The sequence below is a fragment of the Rhodopseudomonas sp. BR0G17 genome (genome assembly GCF_010907025.1).
Taxonomy (GTDB): Bacteria; Pseudomonadota; Alphaproteobacteria; order Rhizobiales; family Xanthobacteraceae; genus Rhodopseudomonas; species Rhodopseudomonas palustris_H.
Genome location: NZ_QUML01000047.1, coordinates 1 through 26506, shown reverse-complemented (window position 1 = coordinate 26506; position 26506 = coordinate 1). Strand labels below are relative to the sequence as shown.

General features: G+C 64.1%; 23 protein-coding genes. 14 read left to right on the top strand and 9 right to left on the bottom strand.

The genetic code is table 11. The features are described 5' to 3' along the window. Positions 1 to 302: 302 nt before the first annotated feature. The 3 genes from DY467_RS23640 to DY467_RS23630 form a co-directional block, all read right to left on the bottom strand. Entirely contained in the window at positions 303 to 2453 is a 2151-nt protein-coding gene (locus DY467_RS23640) for a methyl-accepting chemotaxis protein (protein ID WP_164639395.1), read from the bottom strand. Positions 2454 to 3095: 642 nt separating this feature from the next. Next, complete coding sequence (locus DY467_RS23635) at positions 3096 to 3599, bottom strand: response regulator (protein ID WP_164639393.1); 504 nt, start codon at positions 3597 to 3599, stop codon at positions 3096 to 3098. A gap of 178 nt (positions 3600 to 3777) precedes the next feature. Next, positions 3778 to 6129 carry a phosphoketolase family protein gene (locus tag DY467_RS23630; protein WP_164639391.1) on the bottom strand — a complete coding sequence of 784 codons (2352 nt, stop codon included), beginning with the start codon at positions 6127 to 6129 and terminating at the stop codon, positions 3778 to 3780. A gap of 385 nt (positions 6130 to 6514) precedes the next feature. On the opposite strand from DY467_RS23630, the gene DY467_RS23625 reads away from it, so the two are divergent. Continuing rightward, positions 6515 to 7165 (top strand): BON domain-containing protein, encoded by a 651-nt coding sequence (locus DY467_RS23625; protein ID WP_164639389.1) that lies wholly within the window; start codon positions 6515 to 6517, stop codon positions 7163 to 7165. Between the two features lie 46 nt (positions 7166 to 7211). Here DY467_RS23625 and DY467_RS23620 read toward each other — a convergent pair whose 3' ends face one another. Both DY467_RS23620 and DY467_RS23615 read right to left on the bottom strand, forming a co-directional pair. Further along, complete coding sequence (locus tag DY467_RS23620) at positions 7212 to 8651, bottom strand: serine/threonine protein kinase (protein WP_164639387.1); 1440 nt, start codon at positions 8649 to 8651, stop codon at positions 7212 to 7214. Between the two features lie 3 nt (positions 8652 to 8654). After that, positions 8655 to 9395 (bottom strand): metallophosphoesterase family protein, encoded by a 741-nt coding sequence (locus tag DY467_RS23615; RefSeq protein WP_164572330.1) that lies wholly within the window; start codon positions 9393 to 9395, stop codon positions 8655 to 8657. A 221-nt stretch (positions 9396 to 9616) separates the two neighbouring features. Here DY467_RS23615 and DY467_RS23610 point away from each other — a divergent pair, with 221 nt between their 5' ends. The 8 genes from DY467_RS23610 (at position 9617) to DY467_RS23575 (ending at position 16884) form a co-directional block, all read left to right on the top strand. After that, positions 9617 to 10045 (top strand): hypothetical protein, encoded by a 429-nt coding sequence (locus DY467_RS23610; protein WP_164572331.1) that lies wholly within the window; start codon positions 9617 to 9619, stop codon positions 10043 to 10045. Between the two features lie 156 nt (positions 10046 to 10201). Beyond that, a complete protein-coding gene (gene bchE / locus DY467_RS23605; protein ID WP_107343654.1) occupies positions 10202 to 11899 on the top strand; it encodes a magnesium-protoporphyrin IX monomethyl ester anaerobic oxidative cyclase in 1698 nt (565 codons plus the stop codon). Beyond that, complete coding sequence (bchJ, locus tag DY467_RS23600; RefSeq protein WP_164572332.1) at positions 11871 to 12581, top strand: bacteriochlorophyll 4-vinyl reductase; 711 nt, start codon at positions 11871 to 11873, stop codon at positions 12579 to 12581. Before bchE ends, bchJ begins: the two co-directional genes overlap by 29 nt. A 28-nt stretch (positions 12582 to 12609) precedes the next feature. Then, complete coding sequence (hemN, locus tag DY467_RS23595) at positions 12610 to 13959, top strand: oxygen-independent coproporphyrinogen III oxidase (RefSeq protein ID WP_107354849.1); 1350 nt, start codon at positions 12610 to 12612, stop codon at positions 13957 to 13959. A gap of 255 nt (positions 13960 to 14214) precedes the next feature. Then, positions 14215 to 14517 (top strand): preprotein translocase subunit YajC, encoded by a 303-nt coding sequence (locus tag DY467_RS23590; protein WP_107354848.1) that lies wholly within the window; start codon positions 14215 to 14217, stop codon positions 14515 to 14517. A 156-nt stretch (positions 14518 to 14673) separates the two neighbouring features. Beyond that, the gene (locus DY467_RS23585; protein WP_164639385.1) at positions 14674 to 15216 is read left to right on the top strand and encodes a VOC family protein; all 543 of its coding nucleotides are present in this window, start codon (positions 14674 to 14676) and stop codon (positions 15214 to 15216) included. Positions 15217 to 15242: 26 nt separating this feature from the next. Beyond that, positions 15243 to 16094 (top strand): 3,4-dihydroxyphenylacetate 2,3-dioxygenase, encoded by an 852-nt coding sequence (gene hpaD, locus DY467_RS23580; RefSeq protein WP_164639383.1) that lies wholly within the window; start codon positions 15243 to 15245, stop codon positions 16092 to 16094. A gap of 106 nt (positions 16095 to 16200) precedes the next feature. Further along, a complete protein-coding gene (locus DY467_RS23575; protein ID WP_164639381.1) occupies positions 16201 to 16884 on the top strand; it encodes a hypothetical protein in 684 nt (227 codons plus the stop codon). A 30-nt stretch (positions 16885 to 16914) separates the two neighbouring features. On the opposite strand, the gene DY467_RS23570 is transcribed toward DY467_RS23575, so the two are convergent. Further along, a complete protein-coding gene (locus tag DY467_RS23570) occupies positions 16915 to 17190 on the bottom strand; it encodes a metal-sensitive transcriptional regulator (protein WP_011157220.1) in 276 nt (91 codons plus the stop codon). 51 nt (positions 17191 to 17241) lie between these two features. Between DY467_RS23570 and DY467_RS23565 the strand changes: the two genes are divergently transcribed. Further along, complete coding sequence (locus DY467_RS23565) at positions 17242 to 20154, top strand: heavy metal translocating P-type ATPase (protein WP_164639379.1); 2913 nt, start codon at positions 17242 to 17244, stop codon at positions 20152 to 20154. Positions 20155 to 20295: 141 nt separating this feature from the next. Beyond that, a complete protein-coding gene (locus DY467_RS23560; protein ID WP_107354844.1) occupies positions 20296 to 20886 on the top strand; it encodes a hemerythrin domain-containing protein in 591 nt (196 codons plus the stop codon). 66 nt (positions 20887 to 20952) lie between these two features. Here the strand turns inward: DY467_RS23560 and queD are convergent, their stop codons facing one another. Both queD and DY467_RS23550 read right to left on the bottom strand, forming a co-directional pair. Continuing rightward, positions 20953 to 21315: a 6-carboxytetrahydropterin synthase QueD gene (gene queD, locus DY467_RS23555; protein WP_011157217.1), complete on the bottom strand. Its 363-nt coding sequence runs from the start codon at positions 21313 to 21315 to the stop codon at positions 20953 to 20955. A 209-nt stretch (positions 21316 to 21524) separates the two neighbouring features. Beyond that, positions 21525 to 21722 carry a histone gene (locus DY467_RS23550; protein WP_164639377.1) on the bottom strand — a complete coding sequence of 66 codons (198 nt, stop codon included), beginning with the start codon at positions 21720 to 21722 and terminating at the stop codon, positions 21525 to 21527. Positions 21723 to 22094: 372 nt separating this feature from the next. On the opposite strand from DY467_RS23550, the gene DY467_RS23545 reads away from it, so the two are divergent. Continuing rightward, positions 22095 to 23309 carry a GGDEF domain-containing protein gene (locus DY467_RS23545; protein ID WP_107343645.1) on the top strand — a complete coding sequence of 405 codons (1215 nt, stop codon included), beginning with the start codon at positions 22095 to 22097 and terminating at the stop codon, positions 23307 to 23309. Between the two features lie 251 nt (positions 23310 to 23560). Here DY467_RS23545 and DY467_RS23540 read toward each other — a convergent pair whose 3' ends face one another. Next, the gene (locus DY467_RS23540) at positions 23561 to 24256 is read right to left on the bottom strand and encodes a sulfite exporter TauE/SafE family protein (RefSeq protein WP_164639375.1); all 696 of its coding nucleotides are present in this window, start codon (positions 24254 to 24256) and stop codon (positions 23561 to 23563) included. Between the two features lie 102 nt (positions 24257 to 24358). Here DY467_RS23540 and DY467_RS23535 point away from each other — a divergent pair, with 102 nt between their 5' ends. Both DY467_RS23535 and DY467_RS23530 read left to right on the top strand, forming a co-directional pair. After that, positions 24359 to 25567, top strand: a complete 1209-nt coding sequence (locus DY467_RS23535) for an ABC transporter substrate-binding protein (RefSeq protein WP_164639373.1) — start codon at positions 24359 to 24361, stop codon at positions 25565 to 25567. A 202-nt stretch (positions 25568 to 25769) separates the two neighbouring features. Next, on the top strand, positions 25770 to 26506 hold a 737-nt coding region (locus tag DY467_RS23530; RefSeq protein WP_164639371.1), incomplete at its 3' end, for an aldo/keto reductase.

The following is a 26506-nucleotide window of genomic DNA, read 5'->3' as shown; positions in this document are numbered from 1 at the left end:
GAAAAATATTGTCCAATATCTTCGCGTTGTTCGGCTCCTGCTCAAACCGGACCAACTGGTTGTCAACCGTGTCCAGGCTCTCGAAGGTCTCCGTCAAAAACTCACGAAGAAGATCGTCCATACGCGTTACGCCTTTTACCTACACACCGGTGACCGCAGGACCCGCGGCCGTCCAACTCAACGAGCGGAATTTATGTCCACTGCCAGCCATATCCGGCGGTCGCCTACGCTCTCGTTAATTTTGCAGCACGTAGGAGTACGAGCCATTCGCGGGCGCGGCGCAGACCGGCCGCGGACCGCGCTCAGGCGGCCCGAACCGTGCTGAGGAAGCGGCTGACCTCGGCCTTCAGCCGGTTGCTGTCGTGCGACAGCGCCTGGGCCGCCGCCAGGACCTGAGACGACGCCGATCCGGTCTCGGCAGCGCCCTGGCGGACGCTGGCGATATTCGAGCTGACCTGGATGGTGCCATGCGCCGCCTCCTGAACGTTGCGGGCGATTTCTTGCGTTGCAGCACCCTGCTGCTCGACCGCCGACGCCACCGTGGAAGCGATCTCCGCCATCCGGTCGATCGTGACGCCGATCTGCCGGATCGCCGCGACGGATTCCTCGGTACCCGCCTGGATGCCGGAGATCTGCTGGCTGATATCGCCGGTCGCCTTGGCGGTTTGCTCGGCGAGGATCTTCACTTCCTGCGCGACGACGGCAAAGCCGCGACCGGCCTCGCCAGCCCGCGCCGCCTCGATGGTGGCGTTGAGCGCCAGCAGATTGGTCTGGCCGGCAATGTTGTTGATCAGTTCGACCACCGCGCCGATCCGTCCCGCGGCCTCCGACAACTCGCTCACCCGATCATTCGTGTGCCGCGCCTGACTGACGGACTCGACTGCGATCCGCGCCGACTCCTGCACCTGTCGGCTGATCTCGCTGACAGTCGACGACATCTGCTCGGTGGCCCCGGCGACCGACTGCACATTGGTGGCCGCCTGCTCCGACGCCGCCGCCACCGTGACAGTCAGATCGCGCGAGCGTTCGGCGGTGGCGGTCAGCGAACTGGCTGAGGCTTCCAGTTCGGTCGAGGCCGACGAGACGGTTTCGATGATCTCCCCGACCGCGGCTTCGAACTCGTCGGCCAGCCGCTGCATATCGCGCTTACGCTGCAAGGCGATCCGCTGCGCAGTATCGTTCTCTTCCTGACGGCTGAAGAACAATGGGTTTTGCATCGCCTGGATGTTGCGGAGCGCAACCCCGGCCTCGTCGTCGCGCTCGATCACCACGCGGCTGTCGAACTTACCCTGCGCGATATTGCCCATCACCGTGTTGAGCCGCTGCAGCGGAACGGTGATCGCGCGGGTCGTGAACATGCCATTCAAGACGCCGAGGATCAGGCCGATCACCAGCAGCGTGACCGAGATCACAAGCATGGTGACGTATTCCCGTTGGCCGCTGGCGTATTCGGCGCGGGCGCCCTGCACCTGCATCGCCACCAGCTTGTCGAGCTCGGTCTTGGTCGCCTTGAACAGCTCTTCGGCACGGCCGGTCATCAACTCACCAAGCCGATCGAATTCCCGGGCCGCCACCATCGCGATGCCAGGGCTGACCACTTCGTTGAAATAAGTCTGCCGCGCCGCCGCAAACTTGCCCGCAAGCACCTTTTCATCCGCAGACAGGCGCGTCGTCGTGTAGTCCGCGAGCAGCTTGTCGGAGCGTTCGCGGTTGGCGGCGATGCGGCCGGCGACGTCGCGGATTTGCTTGCCGACTTTGGCGCGAACCACCGCGCCGCGCAGCGCCATTGCGTCGTCGAGGAGACGCTCGTTGATCTCGGCGAGCTGCCCCAGCGGGACGGCGCGATCCTCATAAACCGACTGCAGACGCTGATCCATATTGTGGACCGCAAAGATGCCGGCAGCGCCGATGATCATCATGATCACCGCCTGCACCGCCACCATCGTGGTGAGGCGCGAGCGCAGCGTCCGGGTGAACATCCCGAGCCGGTCGAACCACGACCGCCGCCGGATGATGCCGTCGTCGATCTTGTAGCCCTGCGCCTTGTTGTTTCGCAGCAAGCCGTAGACGTGTTCGGCTTCGGCGCGCTGATCGGCCGGCAGCTTGGTCCGCACCGACATGTAGCCGGTGACTTGGCCGTTCTCCCACAGCGGCGTGGCGCTTGCGAGTACCCAATAGAACCCGCCGGACTTACGCCGGTTCTTCACGGCGCCGACCCACGGCCGCCCCGCCTTGAGGGTGTCCCACAGATTCTCGAATGCCTCCGGCGGCATGTCGGGATGGCGCACGATGTTGTGCGGTTGCCCCATCAGCTCCTGCTCGCTGAAGCCGGACGCGATGACGAACTGGTCATTGAAATAGGTCAGCTTGCCTTTGACATCGGTCTTCGAAACGATCAGCGTGCCGTCGTCGAGCACGTATTCGTCGTCGGTCACAGGCAAGTTCTTCCGCATTTCAGACTCCAAACACCACCGAACCGACGGCTCGGGCAGACGAGATCATTGTTGTTGAGGCGCGGCTAGCACGGGACCGAGTGCGGCTCGGGGCCATCGGCACGGTCGGGCCGCCCGCGCGGGTCGTACAACCGGCGCGTGAAGCATTCCGAAAACGGGATAGCTACTTTGCGGACCTCGGATTCAGTCCAATTTCAGACTTCCCGCGAGAAACCGGATCAAACCGTGATCGACCTCGTGCAATCACCAGGATCGAATACGAAGGTCGCAATCAACGTTTGGATGACAATCGACATTTCACACCTACGGCTCGATCTGCTCGGCTGCACCGACATTCGTAACCGGTGATCAAAGCAGGCAATTTCCGCGACGATCCGGAGCTGTTTTCCGGACAGTTACTTGGTACGAGCACGAGGATAGGAACCCAATTCTATCCTATTCGTAAAACTGTCTGAAAATACGATCGATTTGCCGTTTACGGCAGTTCGGTGCGCTCTTCGAGCGTCACGATGAGTTAAGCGCGGTCACAAATCGAGCGACAACTACGACGAACGTCGTAGTCAGTCTCAACCACAGTCCGTAGCGACGCTCACGCGCTAAACCATCGGAATCTAATGCGAAGCGAACCGGCGGCGGAGACGCTCAGCCGTTGCGTTCGAAGCGGGGGCCGCACACCTCGCCCCAGGAATGAACGATCGGCAGGCCGGCCACGGTGCTGCGCAGATTGGCGAGCGAGATGCGGAGTGCGGCGAGATCGATCGGCTTCGGGAAGCTCTGCAGCAGCTCCATGCCGAGCGACCGCGCCAGATCGCGCGAGGCGCGGCGATGCTGCGAGTTCATGCCGCTGATGACGATCATCGGCCCATCGTACTTCGCCGCCGCCATCGCACGCATGACGTCCGCGCCATCGCCGTCTTCCAGCTTGAGGTCCAGCGTGATGCAGTCGAAATGCTTGCCGCGGATCAGGCCGATGCCTTCGGCGCAGGACGCCGCGTGGGTGACCGCGTAGCCGGCCTTTTCGGCCGCGCCGGCAATCAGCATGCGCTGCATGGCATCGTCATCGATCACCAGTAGATCCAGCAGGCCGAGCAGCTTGTCGGCGTGCAGGCCGTCCTGCCCCGCCTCGGTTCGCTCTTCACGACGCATCACTCAGCTCCTACCCCGTCACGCGATCGACGAGCGATAGCGAGGGTGCTGCAACCGTCGGTTAATGCGAAGAGGTAATGCGCCGGGACGGCGCATCACCATGTGTGGCTGGTTGACGATGCCTTGACCGGATCGGCGCAATTGTTCGGATCGCGCCGGTCCTCAGCCGTCACTCAGGTCAAGCCGACCAACGCCAATCGCGAACCTCGGGCATATCGTCGCCGTGTTCGCCGATATACAGCTTGTGTCGCTGCATCGTTGCCCAGTAACGCGAGGTGGCAGCGTCGCGCTGATCGGCGAGCCGCGGAATCCGCAGGATTGCGTCGAGCGCCAGGCGATAACGATCGAGGTCGTTCAGCACCACCATGTCGAACGGCGTCGTCGTGGTACCCTCTTCCTTGTAGCCGCGGACGTGGATGTTGACGTGGTTGCCGCGGCGGTAGGTCAGCCGGTGGATCAACCACGGATAGCCGTGGAAGGCGAAGATCACCGGTTTGTCGGTGGTGAACAGTTCGTCGAAGCGGCGGTCGTCCATGCCGTGCGGATGCTCCGAGCTCGGCTGCAGCACCATCAGGTCGACGACGTTGACGACACGGATCTTGATGTCCGGCACGTACTCCCGCAGCAGCTTGACCGCCGCCAGCGTCTCGACCGTCGGCACGTCGCCGGCGCAGGCCATCACTACATCGGGCTCGCCCTCGTCGCTGGCCCAATGCCAGATCCCGGCGCCGGCGGTGCAATGACGAACCGCCGCGTCGATATCCAGCCACTGCCATTCCGGCTGCTTGCCGGCGACGATCAGGTTGACGTAGTTGCGGCTGCGCAGGCAGTGGTCGGCGACCGACAGCAGGCAGTTCGCATCCGGCGGCAGATAGATCCGCACCACGTTCGCTTTCTTGTTGGCAACGTGGTCGATGAAGCCCGGATCCTGGTGCGAGAAGCCGTTGTGATCCTGGCGCCAGACGTGCGAGGTCAGCAGATAGTTCAACGAAGCGATTGGCTTCCGCCACGGGATCGTGGCGCACGCCTTCAGCCACTTGGCGTGCTGATTGAACATCGAGTCGATGATGTGGATGAACGCCTCGTAGCACGAGAAGAAGCCGTGTCGGCCGGTGAGCAGATAGCCTTCGAGCCAGCCCTGGCACAGATGCTCGCTCAGCACCTCCATCACCCGGCCATCGGGGCCGAGATCAGTGTCGACGTCCTCGATCGCCGCCATCCATTCCTTCGGCGAGACTTGCAGCACCGCATCGAGCCGATTCGACGCGGTCTCGTCCGGCCCGAACAGCCGGAAGTTCTGGCTGTCGAGGCTGTTCTTCATGACATCGCGCAGGAAGGTGCCGAGCACCCGAGTCGCCTCGGCCTTCAGTGCGCCGGGCCCGGTCAGCGTCACCGCGTAGTCGTGGAAATCGGGCAGCGACAGCGGCTCGAGCAGTTCGCCGCCGTTGGCGTGCGGATTGGCGCTCATGCGGCGGCGGCCGGTCGGCGCCAGCGCCTGCAGCTCGTCACGCAGCTTGCCGGTGGCGTCGAACAGCTCATCGGGCCGGTAGCTGCGCATCCAGTCTTCGAGCAGCGTCAGATGCTCGGGATTCTTGAAGTCCGCGATCGGCACCTGATGGGCCCGCCAGGTGCCTTCGACTGGCTTGCCGTCGACGTGCTTGGGACCGGTCCAGCCCTTGGGGGTCCGCATCACGATCATCGGCCAGCGCGGCCGCTCGGTGGCGCCGTGGTTGCGCGCCTTGTCCTGAATCGAGCGAATCTCGCCGAGCACGCGTTCAAGGGTCGCAGCCAGCGTCTGGTGCACCACCGCCGGGTCGTCGCCTTCGACGAAATACGGCTCGTAGCCATAGCCGCGCATCAGGTCGGTCAGTTCCTGCGGCGTGATCCGCGCCAGCACGGTCGGGTTGGCAATCTTGAAGCCGTTGAGATGCAGGATCGGCAGCACCGCGCCGTCGCGCGCCGGATTGAGGAACTTGTTGGAGTGCCAGCTGGTCGCCAGCGCGCCGGTTTCGGCCTCGCCGTCGCCGACCACGCAGGCGACGATCAGATTCGGATTGTCGAACGCTGCGCCATAGGCGTGCGCGAGCGAGTAACCGAGTTCGCCGCCCTCATGGATCGAGCCGGGCGTTTCCGGCGAGACGTGGCTCGGCACGCCATGCGGCCAGGAGAACTGCCGGAACAAGCGCTGCATACCGTTGCGGCTGCGCTCGATCGCCGGATAGCGTTCGGTATAGGTCCCTTCCAGATACGCGTTGGCGACCAGACCTGGCCCGCCATGGCCCGGGCCGATGATGTAGATCATGTCGAGGTCGTGCGCGGTGATCAGCCGGTTGAGATGCACGTACAGCATATTGAGGCCGGGAGTCGTACCCCAGTGTCCCAGTAGGCGCGGCTTGATGTGGTCGAGCTGCAGCTTCTGATCGAGCAGCGGATTGTCCTGCAGATAGATCTGTCCAACCGACAGATAGTTCGCGGCACGCCAATAGGCGTCCATCTTCTGCAACAGATCGTTGGACAACACGTCGGACATCATCATCTCCAGATTATCTATCAGTCGAGGCGCGCCAGGGCGGCGCAGATGCAGGGCCGGTGCCCTGCAGGCGGGTTCACTTCCACGTCACACGGTGCGGCGCGCCCCCCGCGCACGGCGATGATGGCTGCAAACAATGTCAGCTTTGCGTGACATAGTCATGCGCGAACGCAACGCAATGTGAGCAATCATGCAGCAATCGCGTGCCGATTGCCGCACACCAGCACGCAGCCGGATCAATGACAGTGCCGCGACGCACCGACCCCGCTGAGGTTTGATGCGGATCAATCGCAAAGGTTGGATCTCGTTGATTCTGATCAATGTGTTTGCAGCGCCAGCAACCAAGATGCCGCGCGTCAGCGTAGCGGTACTCTTGAGGCCACGAATGTCCGAGTCCCAGCTTCGTCAAAACATCCTTGACGAGTTCGAATTCGATCCGAGCTTCAACAGCGGCCACATCAAGGTTGCTGTCGAGGCCGACAGAGTGATCCTCAGTGGTCACGTCATCAGCTACACCGATAAGGTCGCGGCGATCGCAGCGACGCGCCGCGTCAAAGGCGTGCACGCGATCACCGACCATCTCGAAGTCCGCTCGCCGTTCAATCGCGCCGCCGACGATCAGATCGCACAACGCGCCTGCGATCTCCTCGAATGGAATGTGCTGGTTCCGTCGAGCTCGGTCGACGTTCAGGTCGAGAACGGCTGGCTGACGCTGAGCGGCACGGTCGATTGGCACTTCGAACGCGCCGCGGCCGAGGACGATGTCCGCAAGCTCGCCGGCGTGATGGGCGTCACCAACAACATCGTCATCAACAATCCGCTCGCCGATCATTCCTGCATCCGCGACAAGATCGAGTCGGCGCTGCGCCGCCACGCCGAGATCGGATCGAAGACCATCCGTGTCACGGTGAAGAACGGCAACATCGTGATCCTGGAAGGCCGGGTCGACACTTGGGACGAACGTCGCGCGGCACAAAATGCCGCATGGTCGACTCCGGGCGTAGCAGCGGTCGATGACCGCTTGATGATCAACTGACCAGCGTTTCCCGAACCTATTGAGCTTTAGCGAGCCCTAAGCGGGATCATGCATCCTGCGCGGCGGCACGCGGCGCGCTGCGCGGCGGCGCAACTTGCGCTTCACGCACGATCGTCACCGTGCAGCCGGCTTCGCTGGCGACCTTGGCCGAGACGCTGCCGAGCAGCGAGCGCAGCACCGAGCTACGCCGCGCACCGATCAGGATGTGATCGACACGGCTGGCCTGGGCGAATTCCAGAATCGCCGACGCCGGATCGACCGCCTCGAGCACGTGCACGGTGAGGCGGTCGTCGGAGAGCTTCAGCGGTTCAGCCCAATGCCGAAGCTGCACCAGACGATCGACGTGCTTGTTGTGGCCGTGCTCGTCGAGCGTCCGATCGATCGTCATGCGGCCGAGCTTGAGCACGTTGAGGCAGGCGAGCCGCGCCGACGGCAGCGTGGCGAGGATGCGCGAGGCCGTGGTACGGAGCGCATCGTTGAGCGGCCCAGAGCCTTCTGCAACATCGATCGCCACCGCCACGATCGGCGCCGACGCCAAGTGAGCCGCCATCGTTTCCACAGCGCGCGGCCGGGTCAGCTCCTTGTTGAACCGGCGGCGCAGCACGGTGCGCAGCGGATCGTGCTTGAGCTTCTCCGAGCGCGTGGTCAGCTTCACCTCGGTGGGATGCGTCAGGTCGAACACCAGCTGCGCGGCGGTCGGATAGCGCCACTCGGGCTGAATCTCCAGGCAGCGCAGCACAATCTCCTGCAGCCACAGCGGATAGTCGGGGCGCAGCTTGCGCGGCGGATGCGGATCACGCCACAGCCGGCGGCGCATGCCGTACATCGTCTCGGTTTCGCCGAACGGCCGTACCCCGGTGGTGAAGAAATACAGCAGCACGCCGAGCGCAAACAGATCGCTGCGCGGCTCGTCACGCGCGCCGAGCAGCCGCTCCGGCGCCATATAGGGCGCGGTGCCGAACGGCAGGCGAAACTCTTCCTGCATCAAGTCCGGCAACTGATCGCTGCAGGCCAGCCCCATGTCGAGCAGCACCGCCTCGCCACTCGGCCGGAACATGATGTTGCTCGGCTTGATGTCGTGGTGGATGACGTGCTGACGATGCAGGTCGGCGATCGCGGTAGCGATCTTGGCTGCGATCGCCACGGCCTCGTCATAGGCCAGCGGAAGCTCCGGCAACCGCGCGAGCAGCGGCTCTCCGGCAATGCGCTCCATCACGATGTAAGGCTGGGTGGAGAAGTCGCGCATCGCCACGAATTTCGGGACGTGCGGTCCCGACAGCCGCGGCATCAGCATCTGCTCCATTTCGAAGCTGACGATCGCCGCCGGATCCTCGCCCTCACCCATCCGCGGGATCTTCATCACCATCGGCATCGGGTCGCCGTCACGCCGCACCTTGAACAGCGTCGCCATGCCGCCGCGATGGATCGCTTCCTCGATCGTAAAACCGTCGAGCGTCGAGCCGGGCTCGAAGGAAGGCTGGTCCATCCTTTAGCGCCCCACCAGCAAGCGGTCGGCGAGCCACAGCGGCAGGCCGTTGTCGCGAATGCGCCGCGCCGCCTCGCTAGCGTCATAAGCGACTCGGCAATAAGTCAGCTCGTGCTTGACGGTGTCGTACAGCGCATAGGCCGCAGCCGGATTACCGTCGCGCGGCTGGCCGACCGAACCCAGCACTGCGTGCCACTGCCGCCCCGGCAGCAGATGCACCGGCACGTCCGTGGTGGGCACGAAGGTCGTCATTTTGCCGGTGACGGAGAGCGAATACAGCGCCGGCTTGTGGACATGGCCGCAGAAGGTAACGTGAGCCGACACCGCCTGCATGCTGCGCGAGGCGATCGATGTGTCGGTGACGTAGATCCAGGACTCCGGCCGGGTCGCTTCCGAATGTACGAACAGCAGGCTGTGCTCTTCGTGCCGCATCGGCAGATCGGCGAGGAACTTGCGCTGCGCCGAATCGAGCTGGCCGCGCGTCCACTCGATCGCGGCCTCCGCTTCGGCATTCATCTGCACTTTTGGATTACCGATCGCGGCATCGTGATTGCCGAGCACCGCGACCGCGCCGTCGGCGACCAGGTCGCGGACGGTGCTGACGGTCCAGTCCGGGTCGGCGCCGTAGCCCACGTAATCGCCCAATAGAACGACGCGCTCGATGCCGCGCTCGCGCGCATTCGCAAGGCATGCAGTGAACGCCGGCCGATTGGCGTGAATGTCGGCAAAAAGCCCCAGCAGCACCGCGCCCCCTCCTGCTTCCTTTACCGCCCCCGCAGGGGCGTCTTCCCATCGTCGTTATGGCGCCGGCACGCGTCCGCCTCAGGCGAAAATTCGCACGGCCCGGCCGGAGTTTACGGCCTGTCTTTGATCGATCGCAACCGCGTTGCACTCCTTGATCCAGCGCAATGGGAGGTGCGGGCTTGTATGAGTATATCGCGCGGCAAGTTGCGTTGGAGGCGCTTATGACCGCACCCGGCAAGCCGACAAGAAATGCGCCCGTGACAGAAGCCGTCGCCGACGTCGTCCGAGAGTGGGAAGAGATTGCAGGAAGTCCGAGCGAGCTCGAAGCTTTCGGCTTGGCCATGGCCAACATGGTCAAGGACCTCGGACTGTCGCCAGCCGAAGTTCGCGCGCTTGCGACCAAGGGGACCAGCGCCAAGGAGTTACCTTGCCTGCTCGAAGCGCTGCGCATCAGCATCCGCGCGCTCGCCGAAAAGGAGCCGATGCTACTTAACGATCTGCGGCGCACCTGCGCCGTGTGTGAGCACAAGCAGGAGTGCGACGCCGATATCGCGGCCGGTACGCTGATCCCCGGCTATCAGCGCTACTGCTTGAACGTCGATACGCTGGACGCTCTCAGCCACGACGCCAACTTCGTAGCGGAGTCGTGATTCCTTCCGATCTGCGCGGCGCTACTTGCCGCGATTTCTCAGCGGCGAAACGCGGACGCGTCTCGCCGAGTACCAAAGCACCATTCGTTTGATCTGCGTCAACAATCGTTGACATCGCACATGTCATCGTTTCTTGACAATCATGGGAGAAAGTCAGTGCGCATCCTTCTCATTCACCCGAATTATCATTCCGGTGGCGCGGAGATCGCCGGCCACTGGCCGCCGGCATGGGCCCCCTATCTGGCGGGCGCGCTGAAGGCGAACGGCTTCACCGACATCAAATTCGTCGATGCGATGACCGAAGAGATCTCCAATGAGGGTCTCGCCAAGATCATCTCCGACTATCAGCCCGACCTGGTCGGCGCCACATCGATCACCCCCTCGATCTACGCGGCCGAAGAAGCACTGAAGGTCGCCAAGCAGATCAACCCGAAGATCGTCACCATGCTGGGTGGCGTGCACGCGACCTTCATGTATCAGCAGGTGCTGAGCGAAGCGCCGTGGGTCGACGTGATCGTCCGCGGTGAAGGCGAAGAGATCGTCGTCGAGCTGGCGCGCGCTGTTGCCTCGGGCAACTGGCCGGCGAACCGCTCCGAGATCAAGGGCCTCGCCTACACCGAAGGCTCCAACGGCGAAAGCCAGATCGTCGCCACCGCGGCGGCTCCGACGGTCAAGGACCTCGATGCCATCAAGCCGGACTGGGGCGTGCTCAACTGGAATCTGTATCGCTACATTCCGATGAACACCCGCGTGGCGATCCCGAACATGGCGCGCGGCTGTCCGTTCACCTGCTCGTTCTGCTCGCAGTGGAAGTTCTGGCGCGACTACCGCGTCCGCGACCCGAAGAAGGTGGTCGACGAGATCCAGGAGCTGGTCGAGAAGTACGACGTCGGCTTCTTCATCCTCGCCGACGAAGAGCCCACCATCAACCGCAAGAAGTTCATCCAGTTCTGCGAAGAACTGATCGCGCGCGGCCTGAACAAGAAGGTGCAGTGGGGCATCAACACCCGCGTCACCGACATTCTGCGCGACGAGCAGCTGCTGAAGTTCTACAACGAAGCCGGCCTGATGCACGTCTCGCTCGGCACCGAAGCGGCGGCTCAGCTCAAGCTCGACCTGTTCAACAAGGAGACCAAGATCTCCGACAATAAGAAGGCGATCCGCCTGCTCCGCGAAGCCGGCATCGTCGTCGAAGCCCAGTTCATCGTCGGTCTCGACTCCGAAACCCCGGAGACGCTGGAAGAGACCTACCGCATGGCGATGGACTGGAAGCCGGACCTCGCCAACTGGTCGATGTACACCCCGTGGCCGTTCACTCCGCTGTTCAAGGAGCTGTCCGACAAGGTCGAGGTGTTCGACTTCGCCAAGTACAACTTCGTCACGCCGATCGTGAAGCCGGCGGCGATGGAGCGCGGCGAACTGCTCGACCGGGTGATGAACAACTATCGCCGGTTCTACATGTACAAGGCGTTCTTCTCGTATCCCTGGTCGGGAACGGGACGCCGGCGCCGCTACCTGCTGGGCTGTCTGAAGGCGTTCCTCAAGGCCGGCTTCGAGCGCAAGTTCTACGACCTCGGCCGGGTCGGCTATTGGGGTCCGCAGTCGAAGAAGAAGGTCGACTTCCAATTCGACACCACCCGCAAGATCTCGCACGCGCAGATGGCGGACTGGGAAGCCAACGCCGACCGCTCCCGCAAGGCGGCGGCCTCGCAGATGGCCATCGTCTCGGCCTGCGGCGGCGGCACCGAGCAGATGGAGGAGAGCGAAGCCGATGCCAAGGCAGCGCTCGCCAAGACCGTAACCAGCCGCATGGCGGATACCACCCATGACGCAGGTTCGGCGACCCGTCACTGACGTGGAGACGCATTCGTCGGTGTCCGAAATCGGACCCAATGCCGTCATCCAACTGATCCACGCGCTCGACGCGGCCGGCCTGCAGCCGGCCGCGAAAGAGATCTTCTCCGAGGCGGCGGCAAGCGACTGGCTCGCCGCACCGCCGTCGGCGATGGTCGATGAACGCCCCGTGGCAGCAATCCATCAGGCGGTGCGCCGCGTGCTGCCGCAGCAGCAGGCCGCGGAGGTTCTCGCCGACGCGGGATTGCGCACCGGCGATTACATTCTGGCCAACCGGATTCCGAAGCTCGCGCAGGCGGTGCTGAAGATCATGCCGGCCTCGATCGCAGCCAAGATGCTGACCAAGGCGATCACCGCGCACGCCTGGACCTTTGCGGGTTCCGGCAAATTCTCCGCGCACGCCGGCAAGACCGTGACGTTCGAGATCGCCGCCAATCCGTTGTGCGCTGGCGAACACGCCGATCACAATGTCTGCGTCTGGCACGCCTCCGTATTTCAACGGCTATTCCAGTCGTTGGTGTCGCCCTATACACGAGTGACCGAGACGGCATGCGGAGCACATGGCGACAATTGCTGTCGCTTCGTGGCGGATTGGACCTCGATCCCCGACGCCGCCAACATTTACGCCAGCAGGCGATCAGAGCCGATCGCAGGCCAATCAGAAACCCTTTCCGCGCGTTGATCCGCGGGCGATCAGAGAGATCACGACGATGTCGTCTGCCCTCGACAAATACGCCAAGAGCTCGGTGCCGCGCTACACCAGCTATCCCACCGCGCCGCATTTCGCGAAGGACTTCCCGGAGTCGATCTATCGCGGCTGGCTCGCTCAGCTCGATACCGACGAGCCGGTCTCGCTGTATCTGCACGTGCCGTTCTGCAAGCAGATGTGCTGGTACTGCGGTTGCAACATGAAGCTTGCGGCGAAGTACGACCCGGTCGCCGACTACGTCGAACACCTGATCGACGAAATCGATCTGGTCGCCGACGCCCTGCCCGGCACCATGCCGGTGCGCCATCTGCATTTCGGCGGCGGCACACCCACGGTCATCGATCCGCAGGATCTCGGCGCGCTGATGACGCTGCTGCGCGAGCGTTTCGAGTTCTTGCCCGACGCAGAGATCGCGATCGAGAGCGATCCCCGTACGCTGACCGAAGACATGGCCGCCAAGATCGGCGAGCTCGGCTTCACCCGCGCCAGCTTCGGCGTGCAAGAATTCGACCCGAAGGTGCAGGAAGCGATCAACCGCGTCCAGCCGCCGGAAATGGTCGCGCGCGCGATGCAGCTGTTCAAATCCGCCGGCGTCGATCGCATCAATTTCGACCTGATCTATGGCCTGCCCTATCAGACCGCCGAAGACCTGCGCCGCACCGTCGAACAGTGCGTCGAGATGAAGCCCGACCGGGTCGCGCTGTTCGGCTACGCCCACGTGCCGTGGGTCGCCAAGAACCAGCGAATGATCCCGGACGAGTCGCTGCCGAAGCCGGAGCTGCGCGCGACCCAGGCGGACACCGCTGCGGAAGCGCTGGTCAAGGGCGGCTACGTCCGCATCGGCATCGACCACTTCGCTCTGCCGGGCGACTCGCTGGCGGTTGCCGCCAAGACCGGCGAGCTGCACCGCAACTTCCAGGGCTACACCGCCGATGCGGCGCAGACCCTGATCGGGCTCGGCGCCACCTCGATCGGCCGCACCCCGAGCGGCTACGTGCAGAACATCAGCGAGACCGGCGCCTGGGCGCGCGCGGTCGAAGCCGGCAAGATTCCGGTGGCGCGTGGTCACGCCCTGACCCAGCAGGACAATCTCCGCGCCCACGTGATCGAACGCATCATGTGCGACGGCAAGGTCGATCTCGCCGCCGCCGGCAAGGCGTTCGGCTGTGCCGATGACTGGTACGCACCGGAGCAGGAGTCGCTCGCCGAACTGCAGCGCGACGGCGCCGTGGTGTGCAATGGCAGCAAGGTGACGCTGACGCCGGAAGGCGTCCGGCTGTCGCGCGTGGTGGCGTCGGTGTTCGACACCTACCTCCGCAACTCGTCGGTCCGGCACTCGATCGCGGTCTGACCGACCTTACAATTTTACCAAACACGAAAACGCGCGCTTCGGCGCGCGTTTGTCGTTTTGATGCAGCTCAATTGCAATTTCGCAGTTGGGTGGATTATTACCGCCGACGGTAATTCTAGCAGTCATCAGTATCCTTACGGAGCTGCATCTTTAACGGAAAATACCACATCTAGCAGCCTAATCGCCGCGTGGTTCTTCCCGTGCGGGTCGGCAACGTCGCAGCCCTCCACGATCGAACCAATCGAGGTACGTGCAATGGCCCACAAACTCAAAGTCACCGACGACATGGTTGCCAAGGCCGCCGCCGCATTCCGCGCCGCCAACGGCAACGAATTGTTCTGCCTCCGTGCCGCGTTGGAAGCCGCACTCGCCAACGAAACGTTCTCGGTCGGCGACGAAGTCACCACCCAGGGCGGCGCCACCGGCATCATCCTGTCGATCAACGGTGACGAAGCGCAGATCTCGTGGTCGTGCCGGGGCAAGACCACCACCAAGCTCTCGGAGCTCGAACATATCGAGCACGCCGAGTCGGTGCTGGCGGATAACCGCGCCGCCTGATCCCTCCTGACTGCCTCGCGCCGACTCCCTGCCGACGCCAAGCTCGCCGGCCGACGTCTCTTACGCCGGCGGCTGGATCGTTGATCCACGTCAACCTCCCGACAGGCTGGTTTGATCCAATGCGGATCAAATGCACAAAACAATCGGGAGGACATCATGCAAATCCAGCAGATCCATCACGTCGCCTATCGCTGCAAAGACGCCAAGGAAACCGTCGCGTTCTACGGGCGGGTGATGGGGATGGAGCTGATCGGCGCGATCGCCGAGGACAAGGTGCCGTCGACCAAGGCGCCCGATCCCTACATGCACATCTTCCTCGATGCCGGCGCCGGCAACATCCTGGCGTTCTTCGAGCTGCCGAACTCGCCGCCGATGGGCCGCGACCCGAACACCCCGGACTGGGTCCAGCACATCGCCTTTCAGGTCGATGACGTCGATGCGCTGATGGCGGCGAAGCAGCGCGCCGAAGCCGAAGGTCTCGACGTGGTCGGGCCGACCGATCACACCATCTTCAAGTCGATCTACTTCCGAGATCCGAGCGGCCATCGGCTCGAGGTCGCCGCCTGGACCGCGACGCCGGAGCAGCTCTCCCAGATGAAGAGCGTCGCCCACGCGATGGTCGACGAATGGGCGGTGACCAAGAAGCCGCCGCGCCACACCGCGTGGCTGCACCAAAAAGAATTCGCCGACGCCGAATAGCACCAGCACGACTCGGGAGTTGCATGATGGGCAAGCTGGTGCTGGCGGCAAAGGTCAGTCACGTCCCCTCACTGATGCTGTCGGAGACCTCCGACAGTCCGCTGCGGCAGGCGCGCGCCGACGCCGTCGCGGCGCTTCGCGAACTTGGCCGTCGCGCAAAGGAGCGCGAGGTCACAACCTTCGTGGTGTTCGACACGCATTGGCTGTCGAACTTCGGCTATCACATCAATGCCAATATGCAGCACCGTGGCTCGTTCACCAGCCACGAGGCACCGCATATGATTCAGGACCTGCGCTACGACCTGCCGGGCGATCCGGCCTTAGCGCAGGCGATCGCCGTCGAGGCACAGAGCCGTGGACTGAAAGTCCTGGCGCATCAGGTACCGACGCTCGGACTGGAGTACGGCACCATCGTGCCGATGCACTATCTCAATCCCGACGGCTGGGCGAAGGTCGTTTCGATCGCCTCGCCACTGTTCACGTCAATCGAGGAAAGCCGCGCGCTCGGTGAAGCAACCCGCCGCGCGATCGATGCCTCCGACGAACGCGTTGCGATCCTTGCTTCCGGCTCGCTGTCGCATCGGCTGTGGCCGAACAAGGATTTCGGCCCCGATGCTTGGACCACCATCGCCAGTGAGTTCAACCGTCAGGTCGACCTGCGGGTCCTGCAGCTCTGGCAGGAGCGGCGCTACCGGGAATTCACCGCGATGCTTCCGGACTACGCAGTGAAATGCAATGGCGAAGGTGGCATGGCCGACACGGTGATGCTGTTCGCGGCGCTCGGGTGGGACGATTACACCGGCGAAGCCGAGCCATTATGCAATTATTTCCCCTCCAGCGGCTCCGGCCAGGTCAATGTCGAATTTCATGTGAGTTAATTTGCACGTGTATTCAGCGCTCAGAACCGCCCCGGTGCCTTGACAAACCGCCTCGTCCCCGGCGGAATCCGGAATAATACGCCGCTACCCAAGCCGCGGGACAGGCATGACCGGAGTAAGCCATCTCGGAGTGCTTCAGCTCGCGATCCTGATCGGGATCGCGGCGCCGGCGACGCGTGCTCAGGCGCAGTGGTGGCCGAACAAAGAGCCGGTCGATTACGAGGACTGCATCGCCAAGGGCGAGACCAAGGGGGCCACTCAGGACGCCAAGGCGGCGCTGCAAACTCAGTGCGACGCCAAGTTCGCCGGCCGGCGCAAACCCGGCGGCGGCTACACCTATTTCGACTTCATGCAGAACCGCAGCTTCGATATCGCCGGCCCGAATCCGACGGCCGCCGAGCTACGGAAGATCGACGAGGAGTACACCGCGTTCCTCGACGAGCGCCGGCGGCAGATGATCGTGGCGGCGTTCACCGCCAAACAACAGCAGCTCGCCGCCCTGCAGCAACAGGCGACGGCCGCCGAGCCACCGCCCCCACTGCCGAAGCCCCGCGTTGTTGCTGATAAGCCGCGCTCTGCAGCTGACAAGCCCCGTGCCGCCGCTGACAAGACCCGACCTCGCGCTGAGAAGAAGCGCGCCGAGCGCAAACGCGCGACGGAGCCGCAGCGCTACGCCTGCGGCAGCAATGATCCGTTGTCCTGCGGTCTGACTCAGCTCTCCGCCGGCTTCAGCGCGGTGAAAACCTCGCTGTTCGGGACATCGACAACGACCACCGCGCAACGTCGCTGAGCGCAGACCTCGCCGACTCACTCCTCCGGTTCAGCGGCCGGAGCGCTGGATCACATCCATCAGTTCCGCGATCTTCTGGCGCTGATCGGCTTTGTCACCGCTGGCGATCGCGTGCTCGACGCAATGCGCGACGTGATCTTTCAGCACTTCCTCCTCCACCCGCCGCAACGCGGCGCGGACCGCTGAGATCTGGGTGACGATGTCGATGCAGTAGCGCCCCTCCTCCACCATCTTGGAGATGCCGCGCACCTGCCCTTCGATCCGCCCCAGCCGTTTTTGGCACGACGCCTTGATGTCTTTGTGCATGTCGGATATATACCCCTACACGGTATGGGTTACAAGCGCCAGGGTGACGCAATGCGCGACGCGGAGCATGCGGGGCAAGACGCCTCTGTCAAGAACACGGGCTGCTGCGATTCTGCAGAGGCGAATGCGCCCGCAACCTCGTCCTGCTGCGGAGGAACAGCGAGCGCTTCGGCGTCCGCCGCGACAACGGCGACCGACCCGGTGTGCGGTATGACCGTCGACACCGCGACCGCGCAGCATCGCTTCGATCACAACGGCCAGACCTACTATTTCTGCTGCGGCGGTTGCCGCGACACTTTCGCAGCCGATCCGGCCGGCGTGCTGGCAAAGGCCGCACAGCCCTTCACCCTGCCACCGAAGGCAGCCCCGAAGCTGCATCAACTGACGGAACTGCCGGCGAAGTCTTCATGCTGCGGTGGTAGTGACCACGCGCATCATCACGCAACTCCGGAAGCGAAGGCGATCGATCCGGTCTGCGGTATGACCGTCGATGTCGCCAGCAGCAAGCACAGCTTCGAACACGACGGCACCACCTATCACTTCTGCTGCGGCGGTTGCCGGACGAAGTTCGCGGCCGATCCGCAGCGCTATCTGACCAAGGCGGCCAGCTCGTCCTGTTGCGGCGGTGCCCACGACCACGCCGACCATCATCACGGCGCCCCCGCTGACGACGGCAAGGTGATCGACCCGGTGTGCGGCATGAAGGTCGATCCCGCCACCAGCAAGCATCACTTTGCCTACAAGGGCACGACCTATCACTTCTGCCGCGAAGCCTGCCAAACCAAGTTCGCCGCCGACCCGGTGTCGTATCTGGATAAGAGCAAGGCCAAGCCGGCCGCCGACGTGCCGGAAGGCACCATCTACACCTGCCCGATGGATCCGCAGATCCGCCAGGTCGGCCCGGGCACCTGCCCGATCTGCGGCATGGCGCTGGAGCCGGAGCTGGTGTCGCTCGATGACGCGCCAAACCCCGAGCTGGTCGACATGACGCGCCGGTTCTGGATCGGCCTCGTGCTGGCGTTGCCGGCTGTTGTGCTCGAGATGGGCGGTCATCTCGTCGGCGGCCACGGCCTGATCGATCCGGCGCTGTCGAACTGGATTCAGCTCGTCTCCGCAACGCCCGTCGTGCTGTGGGCCGGCTGGCCGTTCTTCGTGCGCGGCTGGCAGTCGGTGGTGACGCGCAACCTCAACATGTTCACCCTGGTCGCGATGGGCACCGGCGTCGCGTACGTTTACAGCCTGGTGGCAACCGTCGCGCCGCAGCTATTCCCGCCCGCCTTCCGCGGCCATGGCGGCACCGTTCCGGTGTATTTCGAAGCCGCCGCCGTGATCACCGTGCTGGTCCTGCTCGGACAGGTGCTCGAACTGCGCGCCCGTGAAGCCACCTCCGGCGCCATCAAGGCGCTGCTCGGGCTCGCGCCGAAAACCGCCCGCAAGATCGAGGCCGATGGCAGCGAGCACGAGGTCGAGATCGATAGTCTCAGCGTCGGCGATAGGCTGCGTGTGCGTCCCGGCGAGAAGGTGCCGGTCGACGGCACCATCATCGAAGGCCGCGGCACACTGGATGAATCGCTGGTCACCGGCGAGTCGATGCCGGTGAGCCGTGAGACCGGCGGCAAGGTGGTGGCGGGTACGCTGAATCAATCCGGCGGCTTCGTGATGCGCGCCGATCAGGTCGGCCGCGACACCATGCTGTCGCGCATCGTGCAGATGGTGGCGCAGGCCCAGCGCTCGCGCGCACCGATCCAGCGCGTCGCCGATCTGGTCGCCGGCTGGTTCGTGCCGGCGGTGCTGCTCGCCGCCATCGTTGCCTTTGCGGCCTGGGCCACCTTTGGTCCGGAACCGCGACTGACCTTTGCACTGGTCGCCGCCGTCAGCGTGCTGATCATCGCCTGCCCGTGCGCGCTCGGCCTCGCGACCCCGATGTCGATCATGGTCGGCGTCGGCCGCGGCGCGCAGGCCGGCGTGCTGATCCGCAATGCCGAGGCGCTGGAGCGCATGGAGAAGGTCGACACCCTGGTGATCGACAAGACTGGCACGCTCACTGAAGGCCGGCCGAGCGTGGTGGCGATCGTGACCGCGGACGGAACGGATGAAGCCGAATTGCTGCGGCTTGCCGCCAGCGTCGAGCGCGCCAGTGAGCATCCGCTCGCCGACGCCATCGTCCGCGCCGCCAAGCAGCGCAACCTCGATCTCGCCGACGTCACCGGTTTCGACGCCCCCACCGGTAAGGGCGCGACCGGCACGGTCGCAGGCCGGACGGTAGTGATCGGCAATCCGGCGTATCTCGCCTCGCTCGGTATCGACACAGCTTCGCTCGCGGCCAAGACCGAGCAGTTGCGCGGCGACGGCGACACCGTGGTGCACGTCGCGATCGACGGCCGCCTCGCTGGGCTGTTCGCCATCGCCGACGCCGTGAAGCCCTCGACGCCTGAGGCCCTGACCGCGCTCGCCGCCGACGGCATCAAGGTGATCATGCTGACCGGCGACAACCGCGTCACCGCAAGCGCGGTCGCCCGCAAGCTCGGTATCGCCGACGTAGAGGCCGAGGTATTGCCGGATCAGAAGAGCGCAGTGGTCGAGAAGCTGCGGCAGCAGGGCCGCGTGGTGGCGATGGCCGGCGATGGCGTCAACGACGCCCCGGCGCTGGCTGCCGCCGACGTCGGCATCGCGATGGGAACCGGGACCGACGTGGCGATGGAAAGCGCCGGCGTCACGCTGCTCAAGGGCGATCTCGGCGGCATCGTTCGCGCCCGCAAGTTGTCGCAGGCGACGATGCGCAACATCCGGCAGAACCTGTTCTTCGCCTTCGTGTACAACTCGGCCGGCATTCCGATCGCGGCCGGCATTCTGTATCCGAGCTTCGGCTTGCTGCTGTCGCCGATTATCGCCGCTGCCGCGATGTCGCTGTCGTCGGTCAGCGTGATCGGCAACGCGCTCCGCCTGCGCCGCACCGCGTTGTAACAGCAGCGCGGTTGCGACTGATAGCCGCCTGCGTCCAGTTGATCTAACGCAAGGATTGGCGATCGATTGGACGTATTTTGCGGTCGCGAAGGTTTGCCGCAAATCGCTGCGTATTTGCGGATAGCGACATCGAGGTCGGCCATGTCACGAATCATTGAATTGCTGAACGACGAGCACCGCAACATCGCGCGCCTGCTCGACGTGCTCGAACAAGAGCTCAGCGTCTTCGATCGCCGCGAGCGACCCGACTACGAAATCTTCCAGGCCATTATTCAGTACTTCAAGGAGTACCCGGAAGCCTGTCACCACCCGAAGGAAGACGTCGTCTATCGCATCCTGAAGGAGCGTAATCCCGCGGTTGCCGGCACGGTCGGTGACATCGAGAAAGAGCACGAGCTGGAAGTCGATCGCCTCGCGAACTTCGCCAAGGTGGTGGACGATGTGCTCGCCGATCAGGAATTGCCGCGCCAGACCTTCCACGCTGCGGCGCGCGACTTCATCGAGCACCAGCGCCGCCACATGCTGAAGGAAGAACAGCTGCTGTTCCCGGCCGCGCTCGAAACGCTGACTCCGGAAGACTGGGCGAAGATCGACGCGCGCATCGACGATCGCAAGGATCCAATGTTCGACGGCGAGACCGCGAGCAAATTCCAGAACCTGTATGCGACCATCCTGCGCTGGGAGCAGGAAACCGCAGCCGACCGCAACAAGACCGCGGCGGTGCGCGCCTGACCGGCGCCTCGGTCCACATCTGCCGCGGACCTATCTGTGTGGGCGGCCTCTGAGCCGCCCGAGACGTCAATCGTCTTCGCCGGCGTAATCGGCCCAGCAATCCGAAGTTTCGTACACCCGCACGCCGCAAAGCTGCGGCAGTTCCGGCTTGGTGCGCCGCCAGATCCAGATCGCGATGTTCTCCGCGGTCGGATTTTCCAGCCCCTCGACCTCGTTGAGACAGTAATGGTCGAGCCGCTTCAATAGCGGCCCGAACGCGGCCTCGATCTCGAAAAAGTCCAGCACGAAGCCGGTGACCGGATTAATCGGCCCGCTGAGCTGCAATTCGACCCGATAGGAATGCCCATGCATCCGCTTGCAGCGGTGGGTTTCCGGCACGTTGGGCAAATAATGGGCGGCTTCGAAGCGGAACGCTTGGGTGATCTTCATCGGTCTTGGGGGTTGGGGCGGCGGGTGCCGGCAGGAACGTCGGCGGGACCCTATAAGAGCGGCTGCCGCATTTGAAGCCGGCTATGCCCCCAAAACTGCCGCCGGGCAAGTCCGCCAGCCGCAGGGCCGCTCTGCCTCGGCATGCCGCTCAGGCCGCCGATACCGTGGGCGGCCGGCGGAGGCGCCCCGCCGGGGCGCCTCCGTGGCAGTTACTTCTTGGCCTTCTTGGCCTTCTTGGCTTTCTTAGCCGTCTTGGCCTTCTTCACGGTCTTCTTGGTCGCCTTCTTCGTCGCTTTCTTGGCGGCCTTCTTCGTCGCCTTCTTCGTGACCTTCTTGGCGGCCTTCTTCACCGTCTTGGCCTTCTTGGCCTTGGCGACGGTCTTCGCCTTCTTGGCTTTCTTCGCCATCTCGTCCTCTCGAGCTGATGGATACTAACGCCACGCGAGACGGTACCGGGCTCGCCGATCTTGCAACCGCCTCCGTTTTGATCGGAACAGATTCGCTGCCGCTTCTATCGGCTGACGAAGATATTTCGCGTTGTTATCCACAATTGTTCGCTTATTTCGCGCAATTCGCATCGTTAATGGCGAGTGAACAGCGACTGTCACGCAATGGTGCGGCGCCGTTCACCGTTTCAAAACCAACTCGTATTTTTGCGAAGCATGATCAGAGTCCGTTAAACGCTCGCGGCGCACCCTCCGCTCAACTTTGGGAGTAGTCATGGGCGGACGGCAGATAACAATCGGAGGTTGGGTGGCCTCCATCGAGTGGAGGCACGCATGTTGAGCATGCCGACGCTCTGGATCGTCTTCCTGATCAATTTCGTTTCGCTGGGCCTGGTGTGGGTCCACGTCACCCGTAACTATCCGAACTTCACGCCCGCCCGTTATATGACGGCAGCCTGCTTCGTGCTGGCGACGGGCGCGGTTGTCGGCATGCTCCGCCTCGTGATCAATGTCGAACTCTCGCTGATCGGCGGCGGCACACTGGTGGTCTTCGCCTGCTGTTTGTCCGCGATGGGCATGTACGAGTTCTACGGCCGCCGCGTGCCGTGGACGATGGCGTTCATCGTCACGGGCGCAGTCGCGGCTGGGCTGAGCTTCTTCATCTTTGTCGTCGACTCGATGGCGATGCGGATCGTGGTGTACTCGATGGCACAGCTGATCCCGACTGCCCTAACGCTGCCGCTGGTCATGTCCAAGGTGGGGCGGCGCAACCCGGGCGCACGGATGGCGGGCGTGATCGCCAGCCTGATCGTAGCGGTCTATGTGGTGCGCTCGATCGCGGCGATGATGGGCGTCGGCGGCGAACTCTCGCTGGTTCACTTCAACGACTTCCAGGCCGGGCTGGTGCTGGCGCTGGTGTTCCTGTCGATGACATGGAATTTCGCCTTCCTGCTGATGGCGATCGACCGGCTGCGCTCGGAAGTTGAAAATCTCGCGCTGCTCGACGACCTCACCGGCGTCTCCAACCGCCGGCATCTGCTGCAGCGGATGTCGGAGCAGTGCACGGTTTCGATGAGCACCGGCGAGCCGTTCGCCGTGCTGGCGATCGACCTCGACGGCTTCAAGGCGATCAACGACGGTCACGGCCATGCAGCCGGCGACGAATGCCTACGCCGGTTCTCGCGGGCCGCGCAGTCACGGCTGCGCCCCGGCGATCTGCTGGCACGCGCCGGCGGCGACGAATTCTGCGTGGTGATGCCGGGGACCACGCTGCGCGAAGGCGTCATGATCGCCCGCTATATCCTGGACGAAAGCCGCGCCGTGTCGGCCCGCGGCGAGGCTGGGATCAAGATCGCAGCGTCGATCGGCGTCGCGCAGTGGACCCCGCAGATCGGCCTCCACCCTGAGCGACTGATCGCAGCCGCCGATGTCGCGCTGTACAACGCCAAGAAGCTCGGCAAGGACCGCTACGCGGTGTACGAGCCGGCCCCCGAGCCGCCGCCCGAAACCCATCTCCCCTCACCTGAGACGCTGCGCAAGATCGCCTGACGCTGCGCCCGCCGGCGCCTTGCTTCGCTCTAGAGCGCTTCATCGATTGATTGAAGCGGATTTGGCCTTTGCCAAGCGTCCGAAGTCCTCATCCTGAGGAGCCCGGCAAAGCCGGGCGTCTCGAAGGATGAGGAGCCACATCGCCTGCGGTACATGGTTCGAGACGGCGCTTTGCGCCTCCTCACCATGAGGCTCTACGAGCTGCGACCGCTAGGAAGTTCGGTCCTGATTCTGTCAAAAGCAGAGATGCTCTAAGCGAGCAGGGTCGCGTGGATGGTGCTCACCCCGATCGCGATCGTGAGGACACCGACCGCGCCCTGCAGCAGGCGGTTAGCGGTCGTCAGCGAGCGCGCCGAGATCACCACCGGCACCGCGATCACCGCCGATAGCGCCCCCATTCCGACCATCGAGCCCAGTCCGAACAGCGCAACGTAAAGGAGCCCCTGTGCCGGGCTCGGCGCCTGCGACACCGCCAGCACCAACAGCGCTGCCGAGCCGGCCATGCCGTGCATCAGCCCGACCAGCAGCGTCCGCCAGCGAAAGCCGTGCTCATGCCGATGCGCACTGGGCGCGTCGTGGCTGAGCCTGTCGGCATGGCTGTGCAAATGGAGGTGGCGGACACCGTCGCCGTGCTGATGGACATGGACGTGAACCCGGTCGCGCCACAGCCGCCACAGCAGATGCCCACCAAGCGCCACCAGCATGAAGCCGACCGCTCCCTCCAGCGGCTGGGCGATCTGCTCGGGGATCGCGTGGCCGATCACCAGCGCGAGGCCCGCAAACAGGAACAGCGTCAGCGTGTGGCCGAGGCCCCAGGTCAGTCCGTGCTTGACGATATCGGCGACGCCGCTGCGCCGCGCTGCGATCGTCGACACCGCGGCGATGTGATCGACCTCGAGCGCATGCTGCATCCCGAGCAGAAACCCCAACCCCAGTATCGCGAACATCGGCCCCTGGTCGTCACACCGCCGGTAAATTGCGGTGGCGGCAGAATGGTGTAAGTTTCTTAATCACAACACGGCCGCAGAGCCGGAACAAGGGAGAAACGAATGATCGCCAGATCGATCGCGGCGGCGATGATGACGGCTGCGCTGCTGTCAGCGTCCATCGCCCGCGCGCAAGTCTCCGACGACGTCGTCAAGCTCGGCGTCCTCACCGACATGAACGGCCCTGCCTCGACACCGACCGGACAGGGGTCCGTCACCGCGGCGCAAATGGCGGTCGACGATTTCGGCGGCACTGTGCTCGGCAAGCCGATCCAGGTGATCGTCGGCGACCATCAGCTCAAGCCCGATATCGGCGCCACGCTGGCGCGGCGCTGGTACGACGTCGAGCAGGTCGACCTGATCCTCGACGTGCCGGTCTCCGCCGTCGGCCTCGCGGTGCAGAACATCGCCAATGAGAAGAAGCGGCTGTTCATCACCCAGTCGACCGGCGCGGCGGACTTCCACGGCAAGTTCTGCAGCCCCTACGCCATGCAATGGGTGTTCGACACGCACGCCCTCGCGGTCGGCACCGCGCAGGAGGTGGTGAAGCGCGGCGGTGACACCTGGTTCTTCATCACCGACGACTACGCCTTCGGCCAATCGCTGGAGAAAGACGCCGCCGCGATGGTCACCAAGACCGGCGGCAAGGTGCTCGGCTCGGTGCGGCCGCCATTCGCGACCTCGGACGTGTCGTCGTTCGTGCTGCAGGCGCAGGCTTCGAAGGCCAAGATCATCGGCATTGCGGCCGGCCCGCCCAACAACGTCAACGAGATCAAGACCGGCGGCGAGTTCGGCATCTTCAAGGGCGGCCAGCAGATGGCGGCGCTGCTGGCGCTGATCACCGACGTGCATTCGCTCGGCCTGCCCACCGCGCAGGGACTGCTGCTGACGACGTCGTTCTATTGGGACATGGACGACCAGACCCGCGAATGGTCGAAGCGCTATTTCGCCAAGATGAACCGGATGCCGACGATGTGGCAGGCCGGCGTGTATTCGGCGACCATGCATTACCTGCAGGCGATCAAGGACGCCGGGACCGACGATCCCTTGAAGGTCGCAGCCAAGATGCGGGAGAAGCCGGTCAACGACTTCTTTGCCCGCGGCGGCAAGCTGCGCGAGGATGGGCTGATGGTCCACGACCTGATGCTGGTGCAGGTGAAGACCCCGGAGGAATCGAAATATCCGTGGGACTATTACAAGATCCTGGCTCACATCCCCGGCGAAGCTGCGTTTGGCCCACCCGATCCTGCCTGCCCGCTGGTGAAGAAGTAGCGGGCGCTGACTTCGAAGGCAGCGAGAGTCTCGATGCCTCTCTCCATCATTGCGAGCGAAGCGAAGCAATCCAGCCCGGTGGTCGGAGGTGAATTGCTTCGTCGCTTCGCTCCTCGCAATGACGGCCGCGGGCGGCTATGGTCTGAGATGCGGTGGCCGCCGCCAGCATTGCCGCGTCTAGAATGATCTCGAAGGAAGCCCCATGGACTATCGTTCGCTCGGCCGTAGCGGCCTGAAGGTTTCGCCGCTGTGCCTCGGCACGATGATGTTCGGCGGCGCCACCGACGAACCGACGTCGGCGCGGATCATCGACAAGGCGCGCGACGCTGGAATCAATTTCATCGACACCGCCGACGTCTATTCGACCGGCGGCTCCGAGCAGGTGGTCGGCCGCGCGATCGCGGGACATCGTGAGCATTGGATCCTCGCCACCAAGGTCGCCAATCCGATGGGGGACGGCCCCAACCGCGCCGGGCTGTCGCGCCGCCGCGTGCTGCAGGCAGCCGATGAAAGCCTCAAGCGCCTCGGCACCGACTGGATCGACATCTATTATCTGCACCGCGAAGACCATGCGACGCCGCTTGAGGAAACGGTGCGGGCGATCGGCGATCTGATCCGCGCCGGCAAGATCCGCTACTTCGGCGTGTCGAATTATCGCGCCTGGCGCGTCGCCGAGATCTGCAACATCTGCGACCGGCTCGGCATCGACCGCCCAGTGGTCAGCCAGCCGTATTACAACGCCATGAACCGAATGCCGGAGGTCGAGCACATCCCGGCCTGCGGCTTCTATGGTCTCGGGATCGTCCCCTATTCGCCGCTGGCGCGCGGCGTCCTGACCGGCAAATACGCGCCCGACGCGCAACCGGACAAGGACAGCCGCGCCGGCCGCGCCGACAAGCGGATGCTGCAGACCGAGTGGCGGCCCGAGTCGCTGAAGCT